Annotated in this window: 17 protein-coding genes; 13 read left to right on the top strand and 4 right to left on the bottom strand. The window is 69.2% G+C overall.

Features of this window, described 5'->3' with window-relative positions; all coding sequences use genetic code 11:
* The first annotated feature begins 41 nt into the window (after positions 1-41).
* The 3 genes from fmt to AB7P10_RS15860 are packed head-to-tail and all read left to right on the top strand — an operon-like array spanning position 42 to position 2,093.
* Positions 42-1,022, top strand: coding sequence for a methionyl-tRNA formyltransferase (fmt, locus tag AB7P10_RS15870; protein ID WP_428294819.1), 981 nt, complete (start codon positions 42-44; stop codon positions 1,020-1,022).
* Positions 1,022-1,765 carry an AzlC family ABC transporter permease gene (locus AB7P10_RS15865; RefSeq protein WP_428294818.1) on the top strand — a complete coding sequence of 248 codons (744 nt, stop codon included), beginning with the start codon at positions 1,022-1,024 and terminating at the stop codon, positions 1,763-1,765. Before fmt ends, AB7P10_RS15865 begins: the two co-directional genes overlap by 1 nt.
* The gene (locus tag AB7P10_RS15860) at positions 1,758-2,093 is read left to right on the top strand and encodes an AzlD domain-containing protein (RefSeq protein WP_428294817.1); all 336 of its coding nucleotides are present in this window, start codon (positions 1,758-1,760) and stop codon (positions 2,091-2,093) included. The genes AB7P10_RS15865 and AB7P10_RS15860 overlap by 8 nt, the downstream gene beginning before the upstream one ends.
* Positions 2,094-2,114: 21 nt before the next feature.
* On the opposite strand, the gene AB7P10_RS15855 is transcribed toward AB7P10_RS15860, so the two are convergent.
* Positions 2,115-4,790 carry a sulfatase-like hydrolase/transferase gene (locus AB7P10_RS15855; RefSeq protein ID WP_428294816.1) on the bottom strand — a complete coding sequence of 892 codons (2,676 nt, stop codon included), beginning with the start codon at positions 4,788-4,790 and terminating at the stop codon, positions 2,115-2,117.
* Between the two features lie 102 nt (positions 4,791-4,892).
* Between AB7P10_RS15855 and AB7P10_RS15850 the strand changes: the two genes are divergently transcribed.
* From AB7P10_RS15850 to AB7P10_RS15835, 4 genes are all read left to right on the top strand, one after another.
* Positions 4,893-5,600, top strand: coding sequence for a response regulator (locus AB7P10_RS15850; protein ID WP_428294815.1), 708 nt, complete (start codon positions 4,893-4,895; stop codon positions 5,598-5,600).
* Complete coding sequence (locus AB7P10_RS15845; RefSeq protein ID WP_428294814.1) at positions 5,597-6,988, top strand: histidine kinase dimerization/phospho-acceptor domain-containing protein; 1,392 nt, start codon at positions 5,597-5,599, stop codon at positions 6,986-6,988. Before AB7P10_RS15850 ends, AB7P10_RS15845 begins: the two co-directional genes overlap by 4 nt.
* An 80-nt stretch (positions 6,989-7,068) precedes the next feature.
* Positions 7,069-8,832 (top strand): phosphoethanolamine transferase, encoded by a 1,764-nt coding sequence (locus AB7P10_RS15840; RefSeq protein WP_428294813.1) that lies wholly within the window; start codon positions 7,069-7,071, stop codon positions 8,830-8,832.
* Positions 8,833-8,895: 63 nt separating this feature from the next.
* Positions 8,896-10,092, top strand: coding sequence for a phosphoglycerate kinase (locus AB7P10_RS15835; protein WP_428294812.1), 1,197 nt, complete (start codon positions 8,896-8,898; stop codon positions 10,090-10,092).
* A gap of 48 nt (positions 10,093-10,140) precedes the next feature.
* Here AB7P10_RS15835 and AB7P10_RS15830 read toward each other — a convergent pair whose 3' ends face one another.
* The 3 genes from AB7P10_RS15830 to ytfE form a co-directional block, all read right to left on the bottom strand.
* Positions 10,141-10,560 (bottom strand): YbaN family protein, encoded by a 420-nt coding sequence (locus AB7P10_RS15830; RefSeq protein ID WP_428294811.1) that lies wholly within the window; start codon positions 10,558-10,560, stop codon positions 10,141-10,143.
* On the bottom strand, positions 10,557-10,964 hold the full coding sequence (locus AB7P10_RS15825; protein WP_428294810.1) for a SirB2 family protein: 408 nt from the start codon (positions 10,962-10,964) through the stop codon (positions 10,557-10,559). Before AB7P10_RS15825 ends, AB7P10_RS15830 begins: the two co-directional genes overlap by 4 nt.
* A gap of 68 nt (positions 10,965-11,032) precedes the next feature.
* Positions 11,033-11,740 (bottom strand): iron-sulfur cluster repair protein YtfE, encoded by a 708-nt coding sequence (gene ytfE / locus AB7P10_RS15820; protein ID WP_428294809.1) that lies wholly within the window; start codon positions 11,738-11,740, stop codon positions 11,033-11,035.
* A 111-nt stretch (positions 11,741-11,851) separates the two neighbouring features.
* Between ytfE and AB7P10_RS15815 the strand changes: the two genes are divergently transcribed.
* From AB7P10_RS15815 to AB7P10_RS15790, 6 genes are all read left to right on the top strand, one after another.
* The gene (locus tag AB7P10_RS15815) at positions 11,852-12,376 is read left to right on the top strand and encodes an Rrf2 family transcriptional regulator (RefSeq protein ID WP_428294808.1); all 525 of its coding nucleotides are present in this window, start codon (positions 11,852-11,854) and stop codon (positions 12,374-12,376) included.
* Positions 12,377-12,385: 9 nt separating this feature from the next.
* A complete protein-coding gene (locus AB7P10_RS15810; RefSeq protein ID WP_428294807.1) occupies positions 12,386-14,287 on the top strand; it encodes a type IV pili methyl-accepting chemotaxis transducer N-terminal domain-containing protein in 1,902 nt (633 codons plus the stop codon).
* The gene (locus AB7P10_RS15805) at positions 14,284-14,973 is read left to right on the top strand and encodes a response regulator (protein WP_428294806.1); all 690 of its coding nucleotides are present in this window, start codon (positions 14,284-14,286) and stop codon (positions 14,971-14,973) included. The genes AB7P10_RS15810 and AB7P10_RS15805 overlap by 4 nt, the downstream gene beginning before the upstream one ends.
* A 14-nt stretch (positions 14,974-14,987) precedes the next feature.
* Positions 14,988-15,317: a cupin domain-containing protein gene (locus AB7P10_RS15800; RefSeq protein ID WP_428294805.1), complete on the top strand. Its 330-nt coding sequence runs from the start codon at positions 14,988-14,990 to the stop codon at positions 15,315-15,317.
* A gap of 162 nt (positions 15,318-15,479) precedes the next feature.
* Positions 15,480-16,748: an MFS transporter gene (locus AB7P10_RS15795; protein WP_428294804.1), complete on the top strand. Its 1,269-nt coding sequence runs from the start codon at positions 15,480-15,482 to the stop codon at positions 16,746-16,748.
* Positions 16,749-16,775: 27 nt separating this feature from the next.
* Positions 16,776-18,404, top strand: a complete 1,629-nt coding sequence (locus AB7P10_RS15790) for an antiporter (RefSeq protein ID WP_428294803.1) — start codon at positions 16,776-16,778, stop codon at positions 18,402-18,404.
* The last annotated feature ends 115 nt before the right edge of the window (positions 18,405-18,519 follow it).

Raw genomic sequence — 18,519 nt, 5'->3', positions numbered from 1 at the left:
TCGCCCGACATCGGCGGCCCCGTTCACCTAACTCGTCATCCATGAAGATCGTTTTTGCCGGCACGCCGGACTTTGCTCGCGCCGCGCTCGAGCGCTTGCTGGCCGCCGGCTTTCAGGTGCCGCTGGTGCTCACCCAGCCCGACCGGCCGGCCGGCCGCGGCATGAAACTGCAGGCCTCCCCCGTGAAGCAGCTCGCGCTGGAGCGGCACATCGCCGTGGCGCAGCCGCGCAGCCTGCGCCTGGATGGCAAGTACCCGCAAGACGCGGCCGCCGCTCGCGCTGCCATCGAGGCCACGCAGGCCGATGCCTTGGTCGTGGCCGCGTACGGGTTGATCCTGCCGCAGTGGGTGCTCGATACCCCCCGCCTGGGCTGCCTCAACATCCATGCCTCGCTGCTGCCGCGCTGGCGCGGCGCGGCACCCATCCACCGCGCCATCGAGGCCGGCGACGCCGAGACCGGCGTGACCATCATGCAGATGGATACCGGCCTGGACACGGGCGCCATGCTGCTGAAGGAGCGGCTCACCATCCGTGGCGACGACACCACCGGCAGCCTGCACGACCGGCTGGCCGTGCTCGGCGGGCGTCTGATCGTGGAGGCGCTGGAGATCGCGGCCTGCGGTGGCCTGCACCCCGAGCCGCAGCCCGACGAGGGCGTGACCTACGCGCACAAGATCGAGAAGAACGAGGCCGCGCTCGACTGGACCGCACCGGCCACCGTGCTGGCGCGGCGCGTGCGCGCCTTCAACCCCTTCCCCGGTGCGGCCACCTCGCTGGGTGGCGACGCCATCAAGGTGTGGGTCGCGCACGTTGGCGCCGCGTCGGCCGATGGCGCGCCCGGTGAAGTGCTGGCCGCGAACGCGGACGGTATCCACGTGGCCACGGGCCAGGGAGCGCTGGTGCTCACCGAGCTGCAGCGCGCGGGGGGCAAGCGCCTGGCGGCGGGGGACTTCCTGCGCGGCTTTGCGCTCTCGCCCGGGCAGGTGCTGGATGCCGTCGTGCCCTCGAAGGAGGTGCGCTGATGTTTCACCGGCGCATCTACCGCGAGCGGCCCGAGTACTGGGAGGGCGTGCGCGACCAGTTTTCGGTGGCCATGGGCATTGGCGCCTGGGGCCTGATGACCGGCGTGGCCATGGTGCAGTCGGGCCTGTCCGCGCTGGAGGCCGTGCTGATGACCCTGATCGTCTACGCCGGCAGCGCCCAGCTCGCCGCCGTGCCCATGATCGCGGCCGGTGCGCCGCTGTGGGTGATCCTGGCCGCGGCCTTCTGCGTCAACCTGCGCTTTGTCGTGTTCTCGGCGCACCTGCGGCCGTACCTGATGCACCTGCCGCGCTGGGAGCGCCTGCTCAAGGGCTACATCACGGGCGACCTGAGCTACGTGTTCTTCGCGCGCCGCTACCCGCACCCCGGCGCCACGCCCGACGAACTCCTGCAGCAGCAGGCCTACCTCATGGGCAACTGCGCGGTGAACTACGTGGCCTGGATGGGCGCGAGCCTGCTGGGTATCGCGCTGGCCAACGCCATCCCGGTGGCCTGGGGCCTGGGCTTTGCCGGCATCCTGGCGCTGCTGGGCGTGTTGTGCTCACTCGCGTCCTCGAAGCTGCGTGTCGTCTCGGCCGGCATCGCCGGTGCGGCGGCCGTGGCGGCCTGGGCGTTGCCGCTCAAGCTCAACATCCTTGTGGCGATCGCGAGCGCGGTGGCCCTGTGCCTGGTGCTGGAGAAGTTCAGGCCCGCCGGCCCCGGGGAGGGCGCGCGCCATGCTTGACCTCGACCTCTGGACCCTGCTGACCATCGTGCTGCTGGGCTGCATCACCGTGATCACGCGCGGCTTCTTCTTCATCTCCAGCAAGCCCTGGAGTCTGCCGCACTGGGCGCAGAGGGGCTTGCAATACGCACCCATCGCCGCGCTCTCCGCGGTGGTGGTGCCCGAGATCGTCATGAGTCAGGGCGCGCTCATCACCACCTGGCAGGACGCGCGGCTGTTCGCCGCGGCCGCCGGCATGGCGTGGTTCTTCTGGAAGCGTGGCGTGCTGGGCACCATCGTCTGCGGCATGGCGGTCTACCTGCCACTGCGGCTCGGCCTGGGCTGGTAGCGCGCAGCCGGGGCACCGCGTTCAGCGGTGCCAGCCTTCCTGGTACGCCCATTGGGCGAATCGGGCATGTGCCTGTGCTTTCGCGATCAGGCCGGGGTCGCCGTCGCTGCGGTCGAGCAACTGGCCCTTGTCGTAGCGCATCAGCCGGGCCGGCGCGTCGGGCTGCAGCACGGCCACTTCCGACCCCTCCATGTAGGCCTGGATCCTGTCGAACTGCATGATCGCGCGGCCCGGGCGGGCGCGCTGCACCGGATCGCTCAGGTCGCGCCCGATCAGGGGATGTTCACCGCTGAGCCCCATCAGCGAGATCAGCGTGGGCGCCAGGTCGATCTGGCTGGCCACGGTGGTGATGCGCTCGGGCGTCTTCACCGCACCGCCGAGGATGAGGCCCGGGATGTGAAAGCGCTCGACCGGAATCACCGACGGTCCGTAGACGCGCGAGTTGTGGTCGGCCACGACGAGAAACAGCGTGTTGTCCCAGTAGGCGGACTGCCTGGCCTTGTCGAAGAAGCGGCCCAGCGCATGGTCCGCGTACTTCACCGCGTTGTTCACCGTGCCGCGGGGCTGCTCGTACAACTCGATCGCGGTGTCCGGGAATTCGAATGGCGCGTGGTTGGATGAGGTGAAGACGAGGCCGAAGAAGGGCTTGTCCTTGGCTTGCCGGCTGAAGTGCTGGTGTGCGATGTCAAACAGGTCGCCGTCCGACGCGCCCCAGGTGCCGATGAAGGCGCCCGCGGGCATGTCCTTCTGTTCGACCACGTGGTCGAAGCCGTTGCCCATGAAGAAGCTGCGCATGTTGTCGAAGTGCGACTCGCCGCCGTAGAAGAAGGTCGACTCGTAGCCCCGCGCTTTCAGAAAACCCGCCAGGGTGAAGAAGTCGCGCTGCGACTTCGCCAGTTTCACGGTGCTCACCGCCGACGTGGGCGGAAAGCCCGCCACCACCGCCTCGATGCCGCGCACCGAGCGCGTGCCGGTGGCATAGAGGTTCTCGAACCACAGGCCCTGCGTGGCCAGCCGGTCCAGGTTGGGCGTGAGGGGGAGACCGCCCAGGCTGCCCACGAATTCGGCACCGAGGCTCTCCTCGAGCACGATGACGAGATTCAGCGGACGTTGCCGTGGAAATAGGCTGGCCTGCCTGTGCCGCGTGGGCGATGCAGGGTCGTCCACGAAGGCGCCCTCGGGCAGGCCAGACTCGCGGCGCACGATGTCGATCACCTGGGCGCGCGGCAACTCGGCGTACACCACGCCGGCCTCGCTCTTGCGCGACTGGTAGATGGCATAGGCCACGGTGTAGAGCGAATTCAGTGGCAGTTCGTTGACCAGGTGGTCGCTGGTCACCGCCACGCTGGCCGGGTTGGCCGCGCGGTGTCCCAGCGCGCCGCGCGCGCAGAGTGCCAGCGCGGCGAACAACAGCACCGACAGCGGCAGCGCCACCCAGACGCGAACGGTCTTGGGCGCCTGTGCCGGGCGGCTCAGTCGGGCATAGGCCCAGGCCATGGCCGGCAGCAGCAGCGATGTCGCCAGCAGGTGGGGCCAGTGGTCTTTCAGCAAGGTGCCGCTGACCTCCTTCGCATAGCCCAGGTATTCCACGAACAGGTAGTTGGGCCGGCTGTCGTACTGCGCGACGAACGCCGGCGTGGCCAGTTCCATGAACGCCACCAGCAGCAGGGCCAGCCCGCCGTACCAGCGCAGGAAGGCCCACCACCCGCGCTGGCTGCGCCGGTTCAGGGCCATCCAGGGCGTGATCGCGGCAGGGAACACCCAGATCATGCCGGTGAGCAATGCGTCGAACCGCAGGCCCTGCAGCCAGACCTGAGACCAGGCCTGCGCCTGGGTGATGCGCCCGGCCTGCCACCATGCCAGCCCGAGCCGGGACAGCGACAACACGACCAGCGTGCCGACCACGGGCACGACCAGGGGACGCAGCACCGTGAGCACCTGAGCCATGGGCGAGGGGCGCGAAGGTGCGCCACCCGCACGTGCGGTGCGCCCTTGCGCCGCGAGCCACGGCAGCGCGAGCCGCCATCCGGTCAGCGACACGCTGGCACAGATCAGCAGCGTCCAGAGCGTGTGGCTGGGGTAGTGGGCGCCCCTCAGCGTCTGAACCGCGCCCGCGAGCGCCCCACTCAGCAGCGCGGCAGCGAGCCAGCGCAACCCCACCACGCGCCGCCGCGTCACGCCATCGGGGGGCAACAGCCACGGCAGGCACATGGCCACAAAGGCGAAGCCGCCGGAGGCGTGACCGCCCGGAAAGCAACGCCCGGGGCCGCCGTCGCCAACGCCCCAGGACCAGTGCGAGACGGCGCGGGCCGTACCGCCGAAGGCCTGCAGGTCCCAGGGGCAACTGGTCAGGCTGGCGTTCTTGATCAGGTTGACGGCGAGCAGCGACAGCGTGGTCAGCATCACCACCAGCGCGCGTTCGCGCCGGGGCATCGCCAGCCCTGGCCACAGCGCCCACGCGCACATCAGGGCGAAGGCCAGCGTCATGACCGTGCGCATTGCGTCGTGCAGGACGCGCTCAAGGAGCCAGGCGTCGCGCCAGACGAAGCCCTGCGGAGTGCCGATGGCCCGCATCACCGCCAGGTCCAGGCCGGAGGCGTCCCAGAGCAGGGTGAGCAGGAGAAGACCGAGCAGCCAGGACGCTGGCGTCGGCCGCTGGAGGCTGGGGCGGGCCAGCCGCAGGGACAGTGCATGCATGGGCCGGCACTGTGGTTGGCGCGGATTAACAGTGCCTTAAGGCGGTGCTAAGGCTCGAACCCATAATGGGTCGATTGCCCCTGCGGCCCAAACCTCATCAACATGCGCGCTCTCGTGGTGGAAGACGACCCCGGCATTGCCAGCGGCCTGCAGGCGTCGTTGCGCCAGGCGGGCTATGCGGTGGATCAGTGCGCCACGCTGGATGCGGCATGGCTTGCGCTGGCGGTCGAACCCTTTGACGTGATGCTGCTCGATCTCGGGCTGCCCGATGGCGAAGGCCTGGACCTGCTGGCGCGGTTGCGCCGTCAGCCTGCACGTGCCCCGGGCAGCACATCGCTGCCGCACAGCGACATGCCGGTGCTGATCATGACCGCACGCGACGGCGTGAGCGACCGCATCAGCGGTCTGGACAGTGGTGCGGACGACTACATCGTCAAACCCTTCGACGCCAACGAGATGCTGGCGCGACTGCGTGCCATGTTGCGCCGCGCGGGCGGGCGCAGCAGTCCGGTGATCGAGCACGGCGACCTGGTGGTGGACCCGGCCGCCCACACCGTGCTGCGCGCGGGCCAGGCCGTGGCGCTGGGGGGCAAGGAATTCGCGCTGCTGCTCACCTTGCTGCAGGCGCGCCCGCAGGTGCTGTCAAAGTCCCGACTGGAATCGGCGCTGTATGGCTTTGGCGAGGCGCTGGAGAGCAACGCGATCGAGGTCCATATCCACCACCTGCGCCGCAAGCTTGGCGAGTCGCTGATCAAGACCGTGCGTGGGGTGGGGTACTTTGTGCCGACGCAGGAGCCGGTTCGCCAATGAGCGCTGATGCCCAGGCCGCGGCGCCGTCCCCGCGACTGTTGCGGCGCTACCTGCTGGGCTGGGCGCTGGGCGTGCTGCTGGTGATCTGGTTGCTGGTGGTCGCGCTGGCCTGGTACACCGCGTTTCGAGAAGCACGCAAGTTTTCCGACGGACAGATGGTGGCCGTGGCCCAGCTGTGGCTGACTGCAGCGCCTTCGACCACCGCGAACGGGCCACCGCAGCCCCTGCCCGAACTGTCGCACGAGTTCCTGCAGGACGTGGCGGTGGTGGCCTGGGAGGGCGGGCATCTCGTCACCGACACGCATGGGCTGGTGCCGGGGCTGAAGATGGCCATGCTGCCGGCACAGGGATTCGCCACGGTGGATATCGATGCCGCCGGCCGCGCGCCGCAGTGGCGGGTGTTCTCTGTGCAGACTGGGCAAGGGGCGCAGCAACGCCGTGTGGTGGTGTTCACCGACATGCGCCAGCGCCACGAACTGGGCAAGGACATTGCCGAGCACGTGGCGCAACCCGCGTTGCTGGTGTTGCCGCTGGTGGCCCTGCTGTTGTGGTGGGCGATCCGCCGCGGCCTGCGACCGCTGGACCAGCTGTCGCACGAGGTGGCCGCGCTCGATGGCTTTGCCGGACAGCGGCTGGACACCCGGCACCGGTTCCGCGAATTCACCAGCACGGTCACGGCCATCAACGCGCTGGTGGACACCTTGCAGACCCGTGCGCAGCGCGAGCGCGAATTCGCCTCCGACGTGGCGCATGAATTGCGCACGCCGCTGGCGGCCATGGCGCTGCAGGCCCGCGCGGCGCAACACGATCCGTCCCCTGACCGCCTGGCGCGGCTGGAGCAGGAGTCCCTGCGCGCGGGCCGCATCCTGCAGCAGTTGCTGGACCTCGCGCGCGCCCAGCGCAGTGGTGCCGCGGGCATGGTGGTGCCGAAACCCGAACGCGTGGCACTCGGCGAGCTCGCCGCGCGCCTGATCGCCACGCATGCGCCCGGGGCCGATGCCAGCGGGCACGAACTCTCGCTGCAGCAACCCGATCAGCCGGTGTTCGTGGCGGGCCAGTCCATGCTGCTTGAGCTGGCCTTGCGCAATCTGATCGAAAACGCGCTGCGCCACACGCCGACAGGCACACAGGTCGTGATCGACGTCTGGCAGACCGCAGACGAACGCGGGGTCTCGGTCAGCGACGACGGACGCAGGTCCGAGGGCGTTGCGTCCCACGCAGCCGGTTCGGGAGGCCTGGGGCTGGGCCTGCGTCTGGTCGAACGCATTGCCGACCAGCTCGGCGCTCGCCTTGTGACCGATCAGGGCGAAGCGCCGATGACCACGCGCTTCTCGCTGCGCTGGCCAGCGTCGCCAACCGGTGGAACGGGCGGGGCGTCCGCTCCATGATGGCAAGACCCATAAGGTTCGCTTAACGCCGGCCCGACACAGTCCGGGTGCCGGTGTGTGCCGGCCCCTGGATGTTGCCCATGCTGGTCACGTTGTCGCCCCCGTTCTTTCCCGCCTCGCGCAACCCGACCGCAGCGCGCAGCGCGCGTGCGCGCAGGACCACGCCGCCCGTGCTGGCGGTGTGGGGCCTGGCCTTGTGGCTCGCCAGCGTGGGCAACCTGGCGTTGTGGCAACGCATCGACGCGCTCGGCGGCTCGGCCGCCCAGCGCCTGGCGCTGATCGGTAGCCTGGGCGGGGTGCTGCTGGGCGCCACCGCGGCGCTGCTGTCGCTGGCGGCCTGGCCGCGCCTCTGGCGGCCCGTGGCCACTGCCTTGCTCCTCGTCAGCGCGCTCAACCTGCACTTCATGCGCCAGTACGGCGTGGTCATCGACCCCACCATGCTGGCCAACGTGCTGCACACCGACGTGAACGAGGTGCGCGACCTGCTGTCGTGGTCGCTGCCGGGCACGGTGCTGGCGGTCGCGGGCCTGCCGCTGTGGTGGTTGTGGCGCCGGCCCCTGGCGCCGCGGCGCTGGCACGCGCAGGCCGGTCGCAACGCCGCGGGTGTGCTGGCCGGCCTGTCGCTGGTGGTGCTGGCCGCCCTGCTGGGCTACCAGGGCCTGGCGTCCCTGATGCGCAACCACAAGGACCTGCGCTACATGGCCAACCCGCTCAACACGGTCTATGCGGGTGTGCGCCTGACCGTCGACCAGCTGCCCCGCCAGGTCCAGCCATTGCGCCCGGTGGGCGAGGACGCCCGCCTGGGTGCGAGCTACGCCCGCCAGGCACGCCCGCCCCTGCTGGTGCTGGTGATTGGCGAGACGGCGCGCGCGCAAAACTTCGGGCTCGACGGCTATGCGCGCCAGACCACGCCCGCGCTCGCGCGCTGGCAGGCGCGCGGCGATCTGGTGAACTTCAGCGAGGTGCACGCCTGCGGCACCAACACCCAGGTCTCCGTGCCCTGCCTGTTCTCGCCGCTCACGCGGCAACAGGGCGGCGACAAGGCGCCCGAGAGCGAGAACCTGCTCGACGTGCTGCAGCGCGCGGGCCTGGCCGTGCTGTGGATCGACAACCAGGCCGGCTGCAAGGGCGTGTGCGACCGTGTGCCCCATGCCCGCGCCGGCGACCACCCGGCCTCCGGCTTCTGTGCGGGTGCCGAGTGCCTGGACGAGGCCATGCTCGACGGGCTGGACCAGCGCCTGGCCGCGCTGGATCCGCAGCGGCGCGCGCGCGGCACGGTGGTGGTGATGCACCAGATGGGCAGCCATGGGCCGGCGTACTCGCACCGCGCGCCAGCGAACCGCAAGCCCTTTCTGCCCGAATGCCGCAGCGTCACCCTCTCCGACTGTCCGCACGACCAGCTGGTCAACGCTTACGACAACTCCATTGCCTACACCGACCACTTCCTCGACCAGACCCTGCGGTGGCTGCAGGCGCGCGCGGTCAGCGGCACCGAAGACACGGGCCTGGTCTACGTCTCCGACCACGGTGAATCGCTCGGGGAGAACGGCCTGTACCTGCATGGCGTGCCCTACGCCATCGCGCCCGATCAGCAGACGCACGTGCCCATGGTGGCCTGGTTCTCGCCGGGCTTGCGCCAGCGCGCCGGCCTGTCGATGGGCTGTCTGCGCGACCACGCGGCCGATCCGATCACGCACGACCACTTCTTTCACACCGTGCTGGGCCTGCTGGACGTGCAGACCCGCGCATACGCGCCTGCGCTGGACGCTGTGATGCCTTGCAGCGCCGCGGCGCTGGCCCAGGCACCGGGCGCGCGGCCAGCGGGGGCGACCCGGGCGATGTGAGCCGGCGGCTTTCCTACAATGCGGGCTTCGCCAGCCGTTCCGGCGCCCGCGCGCCCGCCCAACATGTCCTTCATCCGATTCTCCGATCTCTGTTCCCGTGGCCAGGTCAAGGGCCAGCGTGTCTTCATCCGCGCCGATCTCAACGTGCCGCAGGACGATGCCGGCCGCATCACCGAGGACACCCGCATCCGCGCCAGCATCCCGGCCATCCGCATGGCGCTGGACGCCGGCGCTGCGGTGATGGTCACCAGCCACCTGGGCCGCCCCACCGAAGGCGCCTTCAAACCCGAGGACTCGCTGGCCCCGGTGGCCGCGCGCCTGGGCGAACTGCTGGACCACCCGGTGCGTCTGGTGTCGAACTGGATCGAAGGCGACTTCTCCGTCGCGCCCGGTGAAGTCGTGCTGCTGGAGAACTGCCGCCTCAACGTCGGCGAGAAGAAGAACAGCCCCGAGCTGGCGAAAAAGCTCGGCAGCCTGTGCGACATCTTCGTGCACGACGCCTTCGGCACCGCGCACCGCGCCGAAGGCACGACCTACGGCATTGCCGAGACCGCCCCCATCGCCAGCGCCGGCCCGCTGCTGGCCGCCGAGATGGACGCCATCGCCAAGGCGCTGGCGGCCCCGAAGCGCCCGTTGGTGGCCATCGTGGCCGGCAGCAAGGTCAGCACCAAGCTCACCATCCTGAAGAGCCTGGCCGGCAATGTGGACCAGCTCATCGTCGGTGGCGGCATCGCCAACACCTTCATGCTCGCCGCCGGCCTGAAGATCGGCAAGAGCCTGGCCGAGGCCGATCTTGTGAACGAGGCGAAAGCGGTGATCGAGGCCATGAAGGCGCGCGGCGCCGAGGTGCCGATCCCCACCGACGTGGTGACCGCCAAGGCCTTCAGCGCGGACGCGCCGGCCACGGTGAAAAAGGCCACCGAGGTGGCGGACGACGACCTGATCCTGGACATCGGGCCCGAGACCGCGGCGAAGCTGGCGGCGCAGCTGATGCAGGCCGGCACCATCGTGTGGAACGGCCCGGTGGGCGTGTTCGAGTTCGCAGCCTTCGAAGGCGGCACCAGGGCCATCGCGCAGGCGATTGCGAAGAGCAGCGCCTTCAGCATCGCCGGCGGTGGCGACACGCTGGCGGCGATCGCCAAGTACGGCATCGAGAAGGACGTGGGCTACATCTCCACCGGTGGCGGCGCCTTCCTGGAGGTGCTCGAAGGCAAGACGTTGCCGGCGTTCGAGGTGCTCGCTCGTCGCGCGGCGGGCTGATTCCGCGCCATCCGCCACCGGGCCGCGCGCCAGCGGCTCATCGTGGCCTCAGGTCTTGCGCGTCGGAATGCGCGCCACGACCACGACACCGACCAGGGCCGCCACCAGCAGCGCTGCCAGCGCCGCGGGCTGGTGGCGCAACCCCCAGGCCGAGAGGCCGACCATCAGCACCATGCTCGCCAGCGCCACGGTCTTGGTGCGCCGAGTCAGGCTGCGGTGGGTTTCCCAGTCGCGGATCATCGGCCCCATCCAGCGGTGCTGGAGCAGCCATCCGTGCAGGCGCGGCGAGGCCTTGGCGTAGCAGGCCGCGGCCAGCAGCACGAAGGGCGTGGTGGGCAGTCCCGGCAGCACCACGCCGACGAGGCCCAGGGCCAGCGAGACGCTGCCGGCCAGCCACAGCAGCCCGCGCACCACACGCGAGCGGTGCAGCTCGGCGCTCGTGGGCGGCGGGATGCGCGCCGGCCTCACGGCGCCCACCACCCCATCGGGTGCCGCGCCAGGGCCACCGAGGCCATGAAGGTCACGCAGGCCAGCGCGGCGAGCAGGCACAGCGCGCGCGAGCGCGGGGTGCGCGCGCGCTTGAGCGCCATCGTGCCCAGGGCGATGTAGACCAGCAGCAGCGCGAGCTTGGTGCCCAGCCAGGTCTGGTGGAGCGGATTGAGCTGCAGCAGCCACCACAGGCTGGCGCCGGCGAGCAGCAGCGCGCTGTCGATCACCACGCTCATGCGGCGCCAGAGCGGCCGCATCGGCCAGGCGTGGCGCCACAGCACGCCGATGCCCCGCAGCGCGAACAGGCCCACGCTGCCCGCGACCAGGCTCACATGCGTCTTGAGCAGCAGCGGGTAGGCCCAGGCGATGTCCAAAACGGGCATGGGTGGCGGCGGGTGTGGCGTTCAGGGGTGACGCCACAAGCATAGTCGCTCCCGCCGTGGGCGTCGCCTCAGCAGCAGGCCGCGCGCGCGGGTTCGAAGCGCGGGAACAGCAGGTTGTTTTCCAGGTGGATGTGGGCGATCAGGTCGTCGCGGAACTGCGCGATGCCCGCGTACAGCGCGCGCCAGGTGTTGCAGGCGCCCTTCGGCGGCGTGGTGTCGTGCGCCAGGGCCAGCAGGCGTTCGAGCTGCGCGCCGTGGCTGGTGTGCTCGGCCCGCATCACGCCGATCGGCATCGCGGCCATGCCGCGCCCACCGGCCCGCAGCAGCGTGAACAGCACCTGCTCTTCCTTGTCCATGTGGTCGAGCAGTTCGCTTTCCATGGTCTCGAGGTGGTCCGCCAGTCCCGCGGGCACCTCGGCGTGATCCCGGTGCACCGCCTCCACCCGGCGCGCCATGCGGATCAACTCCGGCAACTGTTCGCGGTGCACCGCGTGGTAGCGCGTGAGCAGGTGGTCGATCATGTCGTGCGGTGTCTGCGGCGCGACCGGTGCATCGGGCCGCTCCAGCCGCTCCAGCCGGTCCAGTTCGGCCAGCACCGCGTCCAGCGCCAGGCCCTTGTTGTCGCAGGCCTGTTGCAGGGCGATCTGGCCACCGCAGCAGAAATCGAGCTTGAGGCGGCGGAAGACGGCGGTGGCGCCCGGCAGGTCGACGGCGATCTGTCCGATCGGTTGCGTGGCGCGGGCCAGGGTGTCGGGGCGGTCGGCGATCTGGTTCATGGCGTGGTTCCTTTAAACATTCATATGAGATGAACATATTAGCGCATAAAATGCACGTGACATGAATATTTCAAACGGCCAGCCGACCATCGGTCATGAGGAGGATGTGCCATGCGACTGACCCAATGGACCGACTACAGCCTGCGCGTGCTGATGTACTGCGCCGCCAGTGCGCAGCGCGAGCAGCCCGCCACCATCGGCGAGATCGCCGAGGCCCACGGCATCTCGCGCAGCCACCTCACCAAGATCGTGATGACCCTCTCCGGTCTGGGCTTGCTGGAGACCACGCGCGGGCGTGGCGGTGGCTTGCGCCTGCTCAAGCCGGCGCAGGCCATCGTGCTGGGCGAGGTGGTCCGCCAGACCGAGAGCGACTTCACCCTGGTGGAGTGCTTCGACGCGGCGCACAACACCTGCCGCCTGGACGGCCACTGCCGCCTCAAGGGCGCCTTGGGCCTGGCCATGGAACGCTACCTGGAGGTGCTCGACGGCCTGACGCTGGCCGATCTGGTCGCGCCCATGGAAACCGCTCCAGGCGAACGGACGGTGCATCGCCTGCGGCTGGTGCCCGGCTTGCCGGGGCCGCCCGTGGGGCCGATCCGACGGCCGCGGGTATCGGCTCACGGCAAAAGCCGATAGCCTCGCGCCATGCAGTCCACCGCCTCGCTCTCGACCAAGCTCGTGCGCATCGGCGCGGGCCTGCTCATCGTGGCCCTGGCCTCCATCGGCCTGACGCTGTGGGTCACCTGGCAGCTCGAAGGCGGCGCTGCGGCCGTCAACGAGGCCGGGCGCATGCGCATGCAGACCTGGCGCCTCACCAGCGCCGTGCAGGCGCAGCGCCCGATGGCCGAGGTGGCGGCGCTGGTGGGGCAGTTCGACCAGAGCCTGGGCCTGCTGCGCAGCGGCGACGCCAGCCGCCCGTTGTTCGTGCCCCGGGACGAGGCGGTCAGCCGCGAGTTCGCCAACGTGGAGGCGCTCTGGCAGAGCCAGCGCGCGATCTGGTTGCAGGAAGGCGCGCCACCGGCGGAACAGGCCCTGGGCACGGCCGACCGTTTCGTGGATGCCATCGACCGCCTCGTGCTGGCGATCGAGAAGCAGCTCTCGGCCTTCACCGCCATCCTCAACCTGTTCCAGTTCCTCATGATGGCCCTGGCCATCGGTGGCGCGGTGGTGATGCTCTACACCGGCTACATGTACGTCATCAACCCGCTGGCCACGCTGAGCCAGGGCCTGCGACGGCTGGAGTCGGGCGACTTCAAGGCGCGTGTGGATGTCGAGACGCACGACGAATTCGGCCAGGTGGCCGCGGGCTTCAACCGCATGGCGTCCACCCTGCAGTCCATGTACGCCGGGCTGGAGTCACAGGTCGAGACCAAGACGCGCCACATCGAGGCGCAGCGCGCGCGGCTGGAGACGCTCTACGAAGTCAGCGCCTTCCTGGTCGACGCCGGCAGCATCGAGGAGCTTTCGCGCGGCTTTGCACAGCGCGTGCGCGCGGTGGTCCGGGCGGACGCGGTGGCGATCCGCTGGAGCGACGAGGCCAACCAGCGCTACCTGATGCTGGCCTCCGACTGTTTCCCGCAGGACATGGTGGAGGAAGAGCGCAGCCTGCTGGCGGGCGCCTGCGCCTGCGGCAACCTGCAACCCGATGCCCGCACGCGCGTCATCCCCATCCACAGCCACGAGGCCGACGGCGTGCGGCATTGCGCGCGCGCGGGCTACGAGACGCTGGTGAGCGTCCCCGTGCGCCTGCAGCACCGGCTCATCGGCGAGATCGACCTGTTCTACCGCTCGCCCACCACCCTGGGCGCGGGCGAGATCGAGCTGCTCGATGCCCTCGCCAGCCACCTGGCCAACGCACTTGAGAGCCTGCGCGCGGCGGCGCTGGAGCGCGAGGCCGCGGTGGGCGAGGAGCGGGCCCTGATCGCGCGCGAGCTGCACGACTCCATCGCGCAGTCGCTGGCCTTCCTCAAGATACAGGTGCAACTGCTGCGCACCGCCGTGCAGAAGGAGCAGTCGGCGCAGGTCCGGCTCACGCTTGACGAACTCGACGAGGGGCTGCGCGAGAGCATCAACGACGTGCGCGAACTGCTGGTGCATTTCCGCACCCGCACCAACACCGACGACATCGAGCGAGCGCTGCAGGAGACCCTGCAGAAGTTCCAGCACCAGACCGGCCTGGCCTCGCGCCTGCACGTCGAGGGCCACGGCCTGCCGTTGCCGGCCGACGTGCAGGTGCAGGTGCTGCACGTGCTGCAGGAGTCGCTCTCCAACGTGCGCAAGCACGCCGGGGCCAGCCAGATCCAGCTGGACGTGATCAAGGGGCCGCAATGGTGCTTTCGCGTCCGCGACGACGGCGCAGGCTTCGATGCCGGCGACCTGCCGGACCAGTCCCACGTGGGCCTGAAGATCATGCGCGAGCGCGCCACACTGATCGGCGCTCGCGTGGACGTGAGCTCCGAGCCCGGCCAGGGCACCACCGTCACGCTCACGCTGCCTCCCCATCCCGTGGCCGCACCCGCGCCATCCGCCCTTGCCACGACCGCATGACCACGCCCCCTCCCATCCAGTTGCTTGTGGTCGACGACCACTCCCTGTTCCGTCGCGGCCTGACGGCGCTGTTGTCGCAGGACGAACGCCTGCAGGTGAGCGGCGAGGCCGGCGACGTGGGCGAGGCGCTGCGCTACGTGGCCCGGCAGCGCCCGGACGTGATCCTGCTGGACAACCACCTGCCGGGCGTGCTCGGGGTGGACGCCATCCCCGCGCTGCGGGAGGCTGCGCCGGGCACGCGCATCCTCATGCTCACCGTGAGCGAGAACGAGGCCGACCTGGTGGCCGCGCTCAAGGCCGGCGCCGACGGCTACCTGCTCAAGACCGTGGAGTCGGACCAGCTGTGCGAAGCCATCCTGAAGGTGCTGGCGGGCGAATCGGTGGTGAGTCCCGAGATGACCACCAAGCTCGTGGCGGCCTTGCGTGCGCAGCCTCCCGGGCGGCAGGCGCTGGAGGAGGCTCCCGTCGCGGCTCGGAGCGCAGCCGAGGCCGAACTTGCCCTGCTCTCCGCGCGCGAGCGCGAAATCCTCGATCTGATCGCGCACGGCGACAGCAACAAGCACATCGCACGCAAGCTCGACATCGCGGAGACCACGGTCAAGATCCACGTGCAGCACATCCTGCGCAAGCTCCACATCACCTCGCGCGTGCAGGCAGCGGTGTTCGCTGCCCGCCACGCCCCCTAGCCACCTGAAACGCCATGGCCCTGCACCACCTCGAATCGGGCGAAATCGCCACCCTCGCGAACCAGGGCGGCGACGCGCTCAGCATGCAGACCGTTGCCCTGTTCAAGTCGCGGCAACTGGAAGTGATCCGCCTGCGGCTGCCGCTGGGCAAGGCCATGCCGATGCACCAGGTCCCGGGCGAGATCACGGTGCAATGCCTGGAAGGCGCGATCGATTTCGAGACACCCGAGGGCGTGCGGCGGTTGCAGGCCGGGCAACTGCTCTTCCTGCGCGGCGGCGTGCCGCATGGCCTGTGCGCGGTGGAAGACGCCAGCGTGCTGCTCACGATCGTCCTGGCACCTTGATCCAGATCAAGTGACAGCCGAAAGCCGGCGGCCGTAGTTCTTCCGGACGCGCCGCGTCCTCGCGCCATCGTTCTTCCGCCGCGACCGGCAAGCCGGCCGGTGGATAGGCAGCCGCGCCCGCAGCGCCGACAGTCATGCCATGTCCCGCGTGGAGAACACAACATGGCCCCTGAACTGAACCAAGACAAGAAGGCGTGGTCGGTGCTGATCGTCAGCACGCTGGCCTTCACCGTGTGTTTCATGGTCTGGATGATGTTCGGCGTCATCGGCATTCCGATCAAGAAGGCGCTGGACCTCAACGCCACCCAGTTCGGGTTGCTGATGGCCACACCCGTACTCACCGGCTCGCTGGTGCGTGTGCCGCTGGGCATCTGGACCGATCGCTACGGTGGCCGCATCATGATGGCCATCCTCATGGCCATCACCGTGCCGGCGATCTGGCTCATGAGCTACGCCACCGCCTACTGGCACTTCCTTGCCATCGGTCTGTTCGTCGGCCTGGCGGGTGGCTCCTTCTCGGTGGGCACCCCCTATGTGGCGCGCTGGTTCCCCCGGCACCGCCAGGGCATGGCCATGGGCGTGTACGGCGCGGGCAACTCGGGCGCGGCGGTCAACAAGTTCGTCGCGCCGGTGCTGCTGGTGGCTTTCGGCTGGACCATGGTGCCGCAGGTGTACGCGGCCATCATGCTGGGCACGGTGGTGCTGTTCTGGTTGTTCAGCCACAGCGATCCCTCGCACCTGGTGCCGAGCAACGTGTCCTTCATGGACCAGCTCAAGTCGCTCAAGGACCCCAAGGTGCTCAAGTACTGCCAGTACTACAGCATCGTCTTCGGGGGCTATGTGGCGCTCTCGCTGTGGATGGTGCAGTACTACGTGGGCGAGTTCGGCCTGGACATCCGCGTGGCCGCGCTGCTGGCGGCCTGCTTCTCGCTGCCCGGTGGCGTGCTGCGCGCGGTGGGCGGTGTGATGTCGGACAAATTCGGCGCGCACAAGGTCACCTGGTGGGTGATGTGGGTGAGCTGGATCTGCCTGTTCCTGCTGTCGTATCCGCAGACCGACTTCACCGTGCTCACGGTCAACGGTCCGAAGACCTTCCACATCGGACTCAACGTCTACGTCTTCACCGCGCTGATGTTCATCCTGGGCATCGCATGGGCCTTCGGCAAGGCCAGCGTCTTCAAGTACATCAGCGACGACTACCCGAAGAACATCGGCGCCATCAGCGGGATCGTCGGCCTGGCCGGCGGCCTCGGGGGCTTCGTGCTGCCCATCCTGTTCGGCGCGTTGATGGACCTCACCGGCATCCGCTCCAGTGCCTTCATGCTGATGTACGGCGTGGTCTGGGTCTCGCTCATCTGGATGTACTGGACCGAGGTGCGCCAGACCGAGGTCATGGGCGCCAACGCCAAACCGTTCTCGCTGCAGAACTGAACCCTCTTCTTCCTGAAAGCCCGATCCATGATCACCCCCAACCGAAGTGGCGCCGACATCGTGGACTGGCGCCCCGAAGACCAGAAGTTCTGGGAAAGCACCGGCAAGAAGATCGCCTACCGCAACCTCTGGATCTCCGTGCCGGCCCTGCTGTGCGGCTTCGCGGTCTGGGGCATGTGGGGCATCATCACGGTGCAGATGCTCAACCTGGGCTTCCCGTTCGCGCCGGCCGAGCTGTTCACGCTGACCGCCATCGCCGGCATCTCGGGCGCGACCATGCGCATCCCGGCGTCCTTTCTGGTGCGCCTGGCCGGTGGCCGCAACACCATCTTCCTGACCACCACCATGCTGCTGGCGCCGGCCATCGGCACCGGCATCGCGCTGCAGCACCCCGAATGGCCGCTGTGGGTGTTCCAGCTGCTCGCGCTCTGGTCGGGCGTGGGCGGCGGCAACTTCGCCTCCAGCATGTCCAACATCAGCACCTTCTTCCCGAAGCGGCTGCAGGGCACGGCGCTGGGCCTCAACGCCGGCCTGGGCAACTTCGGTGTGACCACGATGCAGATCGTGATCCCGCTGGTGATGACGGTGGGCATCTTCGGCGCTTTCGGCGGCGAGCCCATGACGCTGGTGAAGGACAGCGGCTGGATCTTCGGCAAGATCGCCGCCGGCACGCCCACCTACATCCAGAACGCCGGCTTCGCCTGGGTGCTCTCGCTGATTCCCCTGGGCGCGCTGTGCTGGTTCGGCATGAACAACCTCAAGACCGTCTCGCCCGACGCCGGCCACCCCGTGGCGGCGTTTGCCAAGGTCACCTACCTCTACACGCTGGCCTTCGTGCCCGCGATCTTCATCGTGTACCTGTACCTGCCGGCGCCCACCGGCCTGGGGCTGCTCAACATGTGGGTCGCGATCCCGCTGGACATCGCGCTGGCGCTGGCCGTGATGCGTCTGGCCGCCTTCGGCCCGATGAAGGATGGCGTTGCCAGGCAGTTCGCGATCTTCCGCAACAAGCACACTTGGTCGCTCACCGCGCTCTACATCGTCACCTTCGGTTCGTTCATCGGCTTCTCCATGGTGCTGCCGCTGGCCATCACGGTGATCTTCGGCTTCCAGCACGTGGCCGACGCGGCCGGTGTGATGCAGCACACGCTGAAAAACCCCAACGCACCCTCGGCCCTCACCTACGCCTGGATCGGGCCCTTCGTGGGCGCGGCGGTGCGGCCGCTGGGGGGCTGGATATCCGACAAGGTCGGTGGTTCCATCGTCACCCAGGTCATCTCGGCGGTGATGGTGCTGGCCTCGGGCGCGGTGGGCTACGTGATGATGCAGGCCTACGGCTCGGCCACGCCCGAGCAGTACTTTCCCGCCTTCCTGGGCCTGTTCATCGTGCTGTTCGTGGCCAGCGGCATCGGCAACGGCTCCACCTTCCGCACCATCGGCGTCATCTTCGACAGCCAGCAGGCCGGCCCGGTGCTGGGCTGGACCTCGGCCGTCGCCGCCTACGGGGCCTTCGTCGCGCCGGTGGTCATCGGCGCGCAGATCAAGGCCGGCACACCGCAGTTCGCCATGTACGGCTTCGCGATTTTCTATGCCGTCTGTCTGGTGCTGAACTGGTGGTTCTACCTGCGCAAGGGCGCGGAGATCAAGAACCCATGAAGACATTTCGCTCCACGGTTGCTTCGGGACTCAGGACGGCGTGGCGCGCCGCTTCGTTCGTGTCCCCCGCCCACGGCGTGGGCTCCACCGTTACCAAACGCAGCCGAGCGCCACG

Source organism: Hydrogenophaga sp., from assembly GCF_050182545.1.
Taxonomy (GTDB): Bacteria; Pseudomonadota; Gammaproteobacteria; order Burkholderiales; family Burkholderiaceae_C; genus Hydrogenophaga.
The sequence above is the reverse complement of the archived record's forward strand: the minus strand, read 5'-3'. Positions and strand labels throughout refer to the sequence as shown.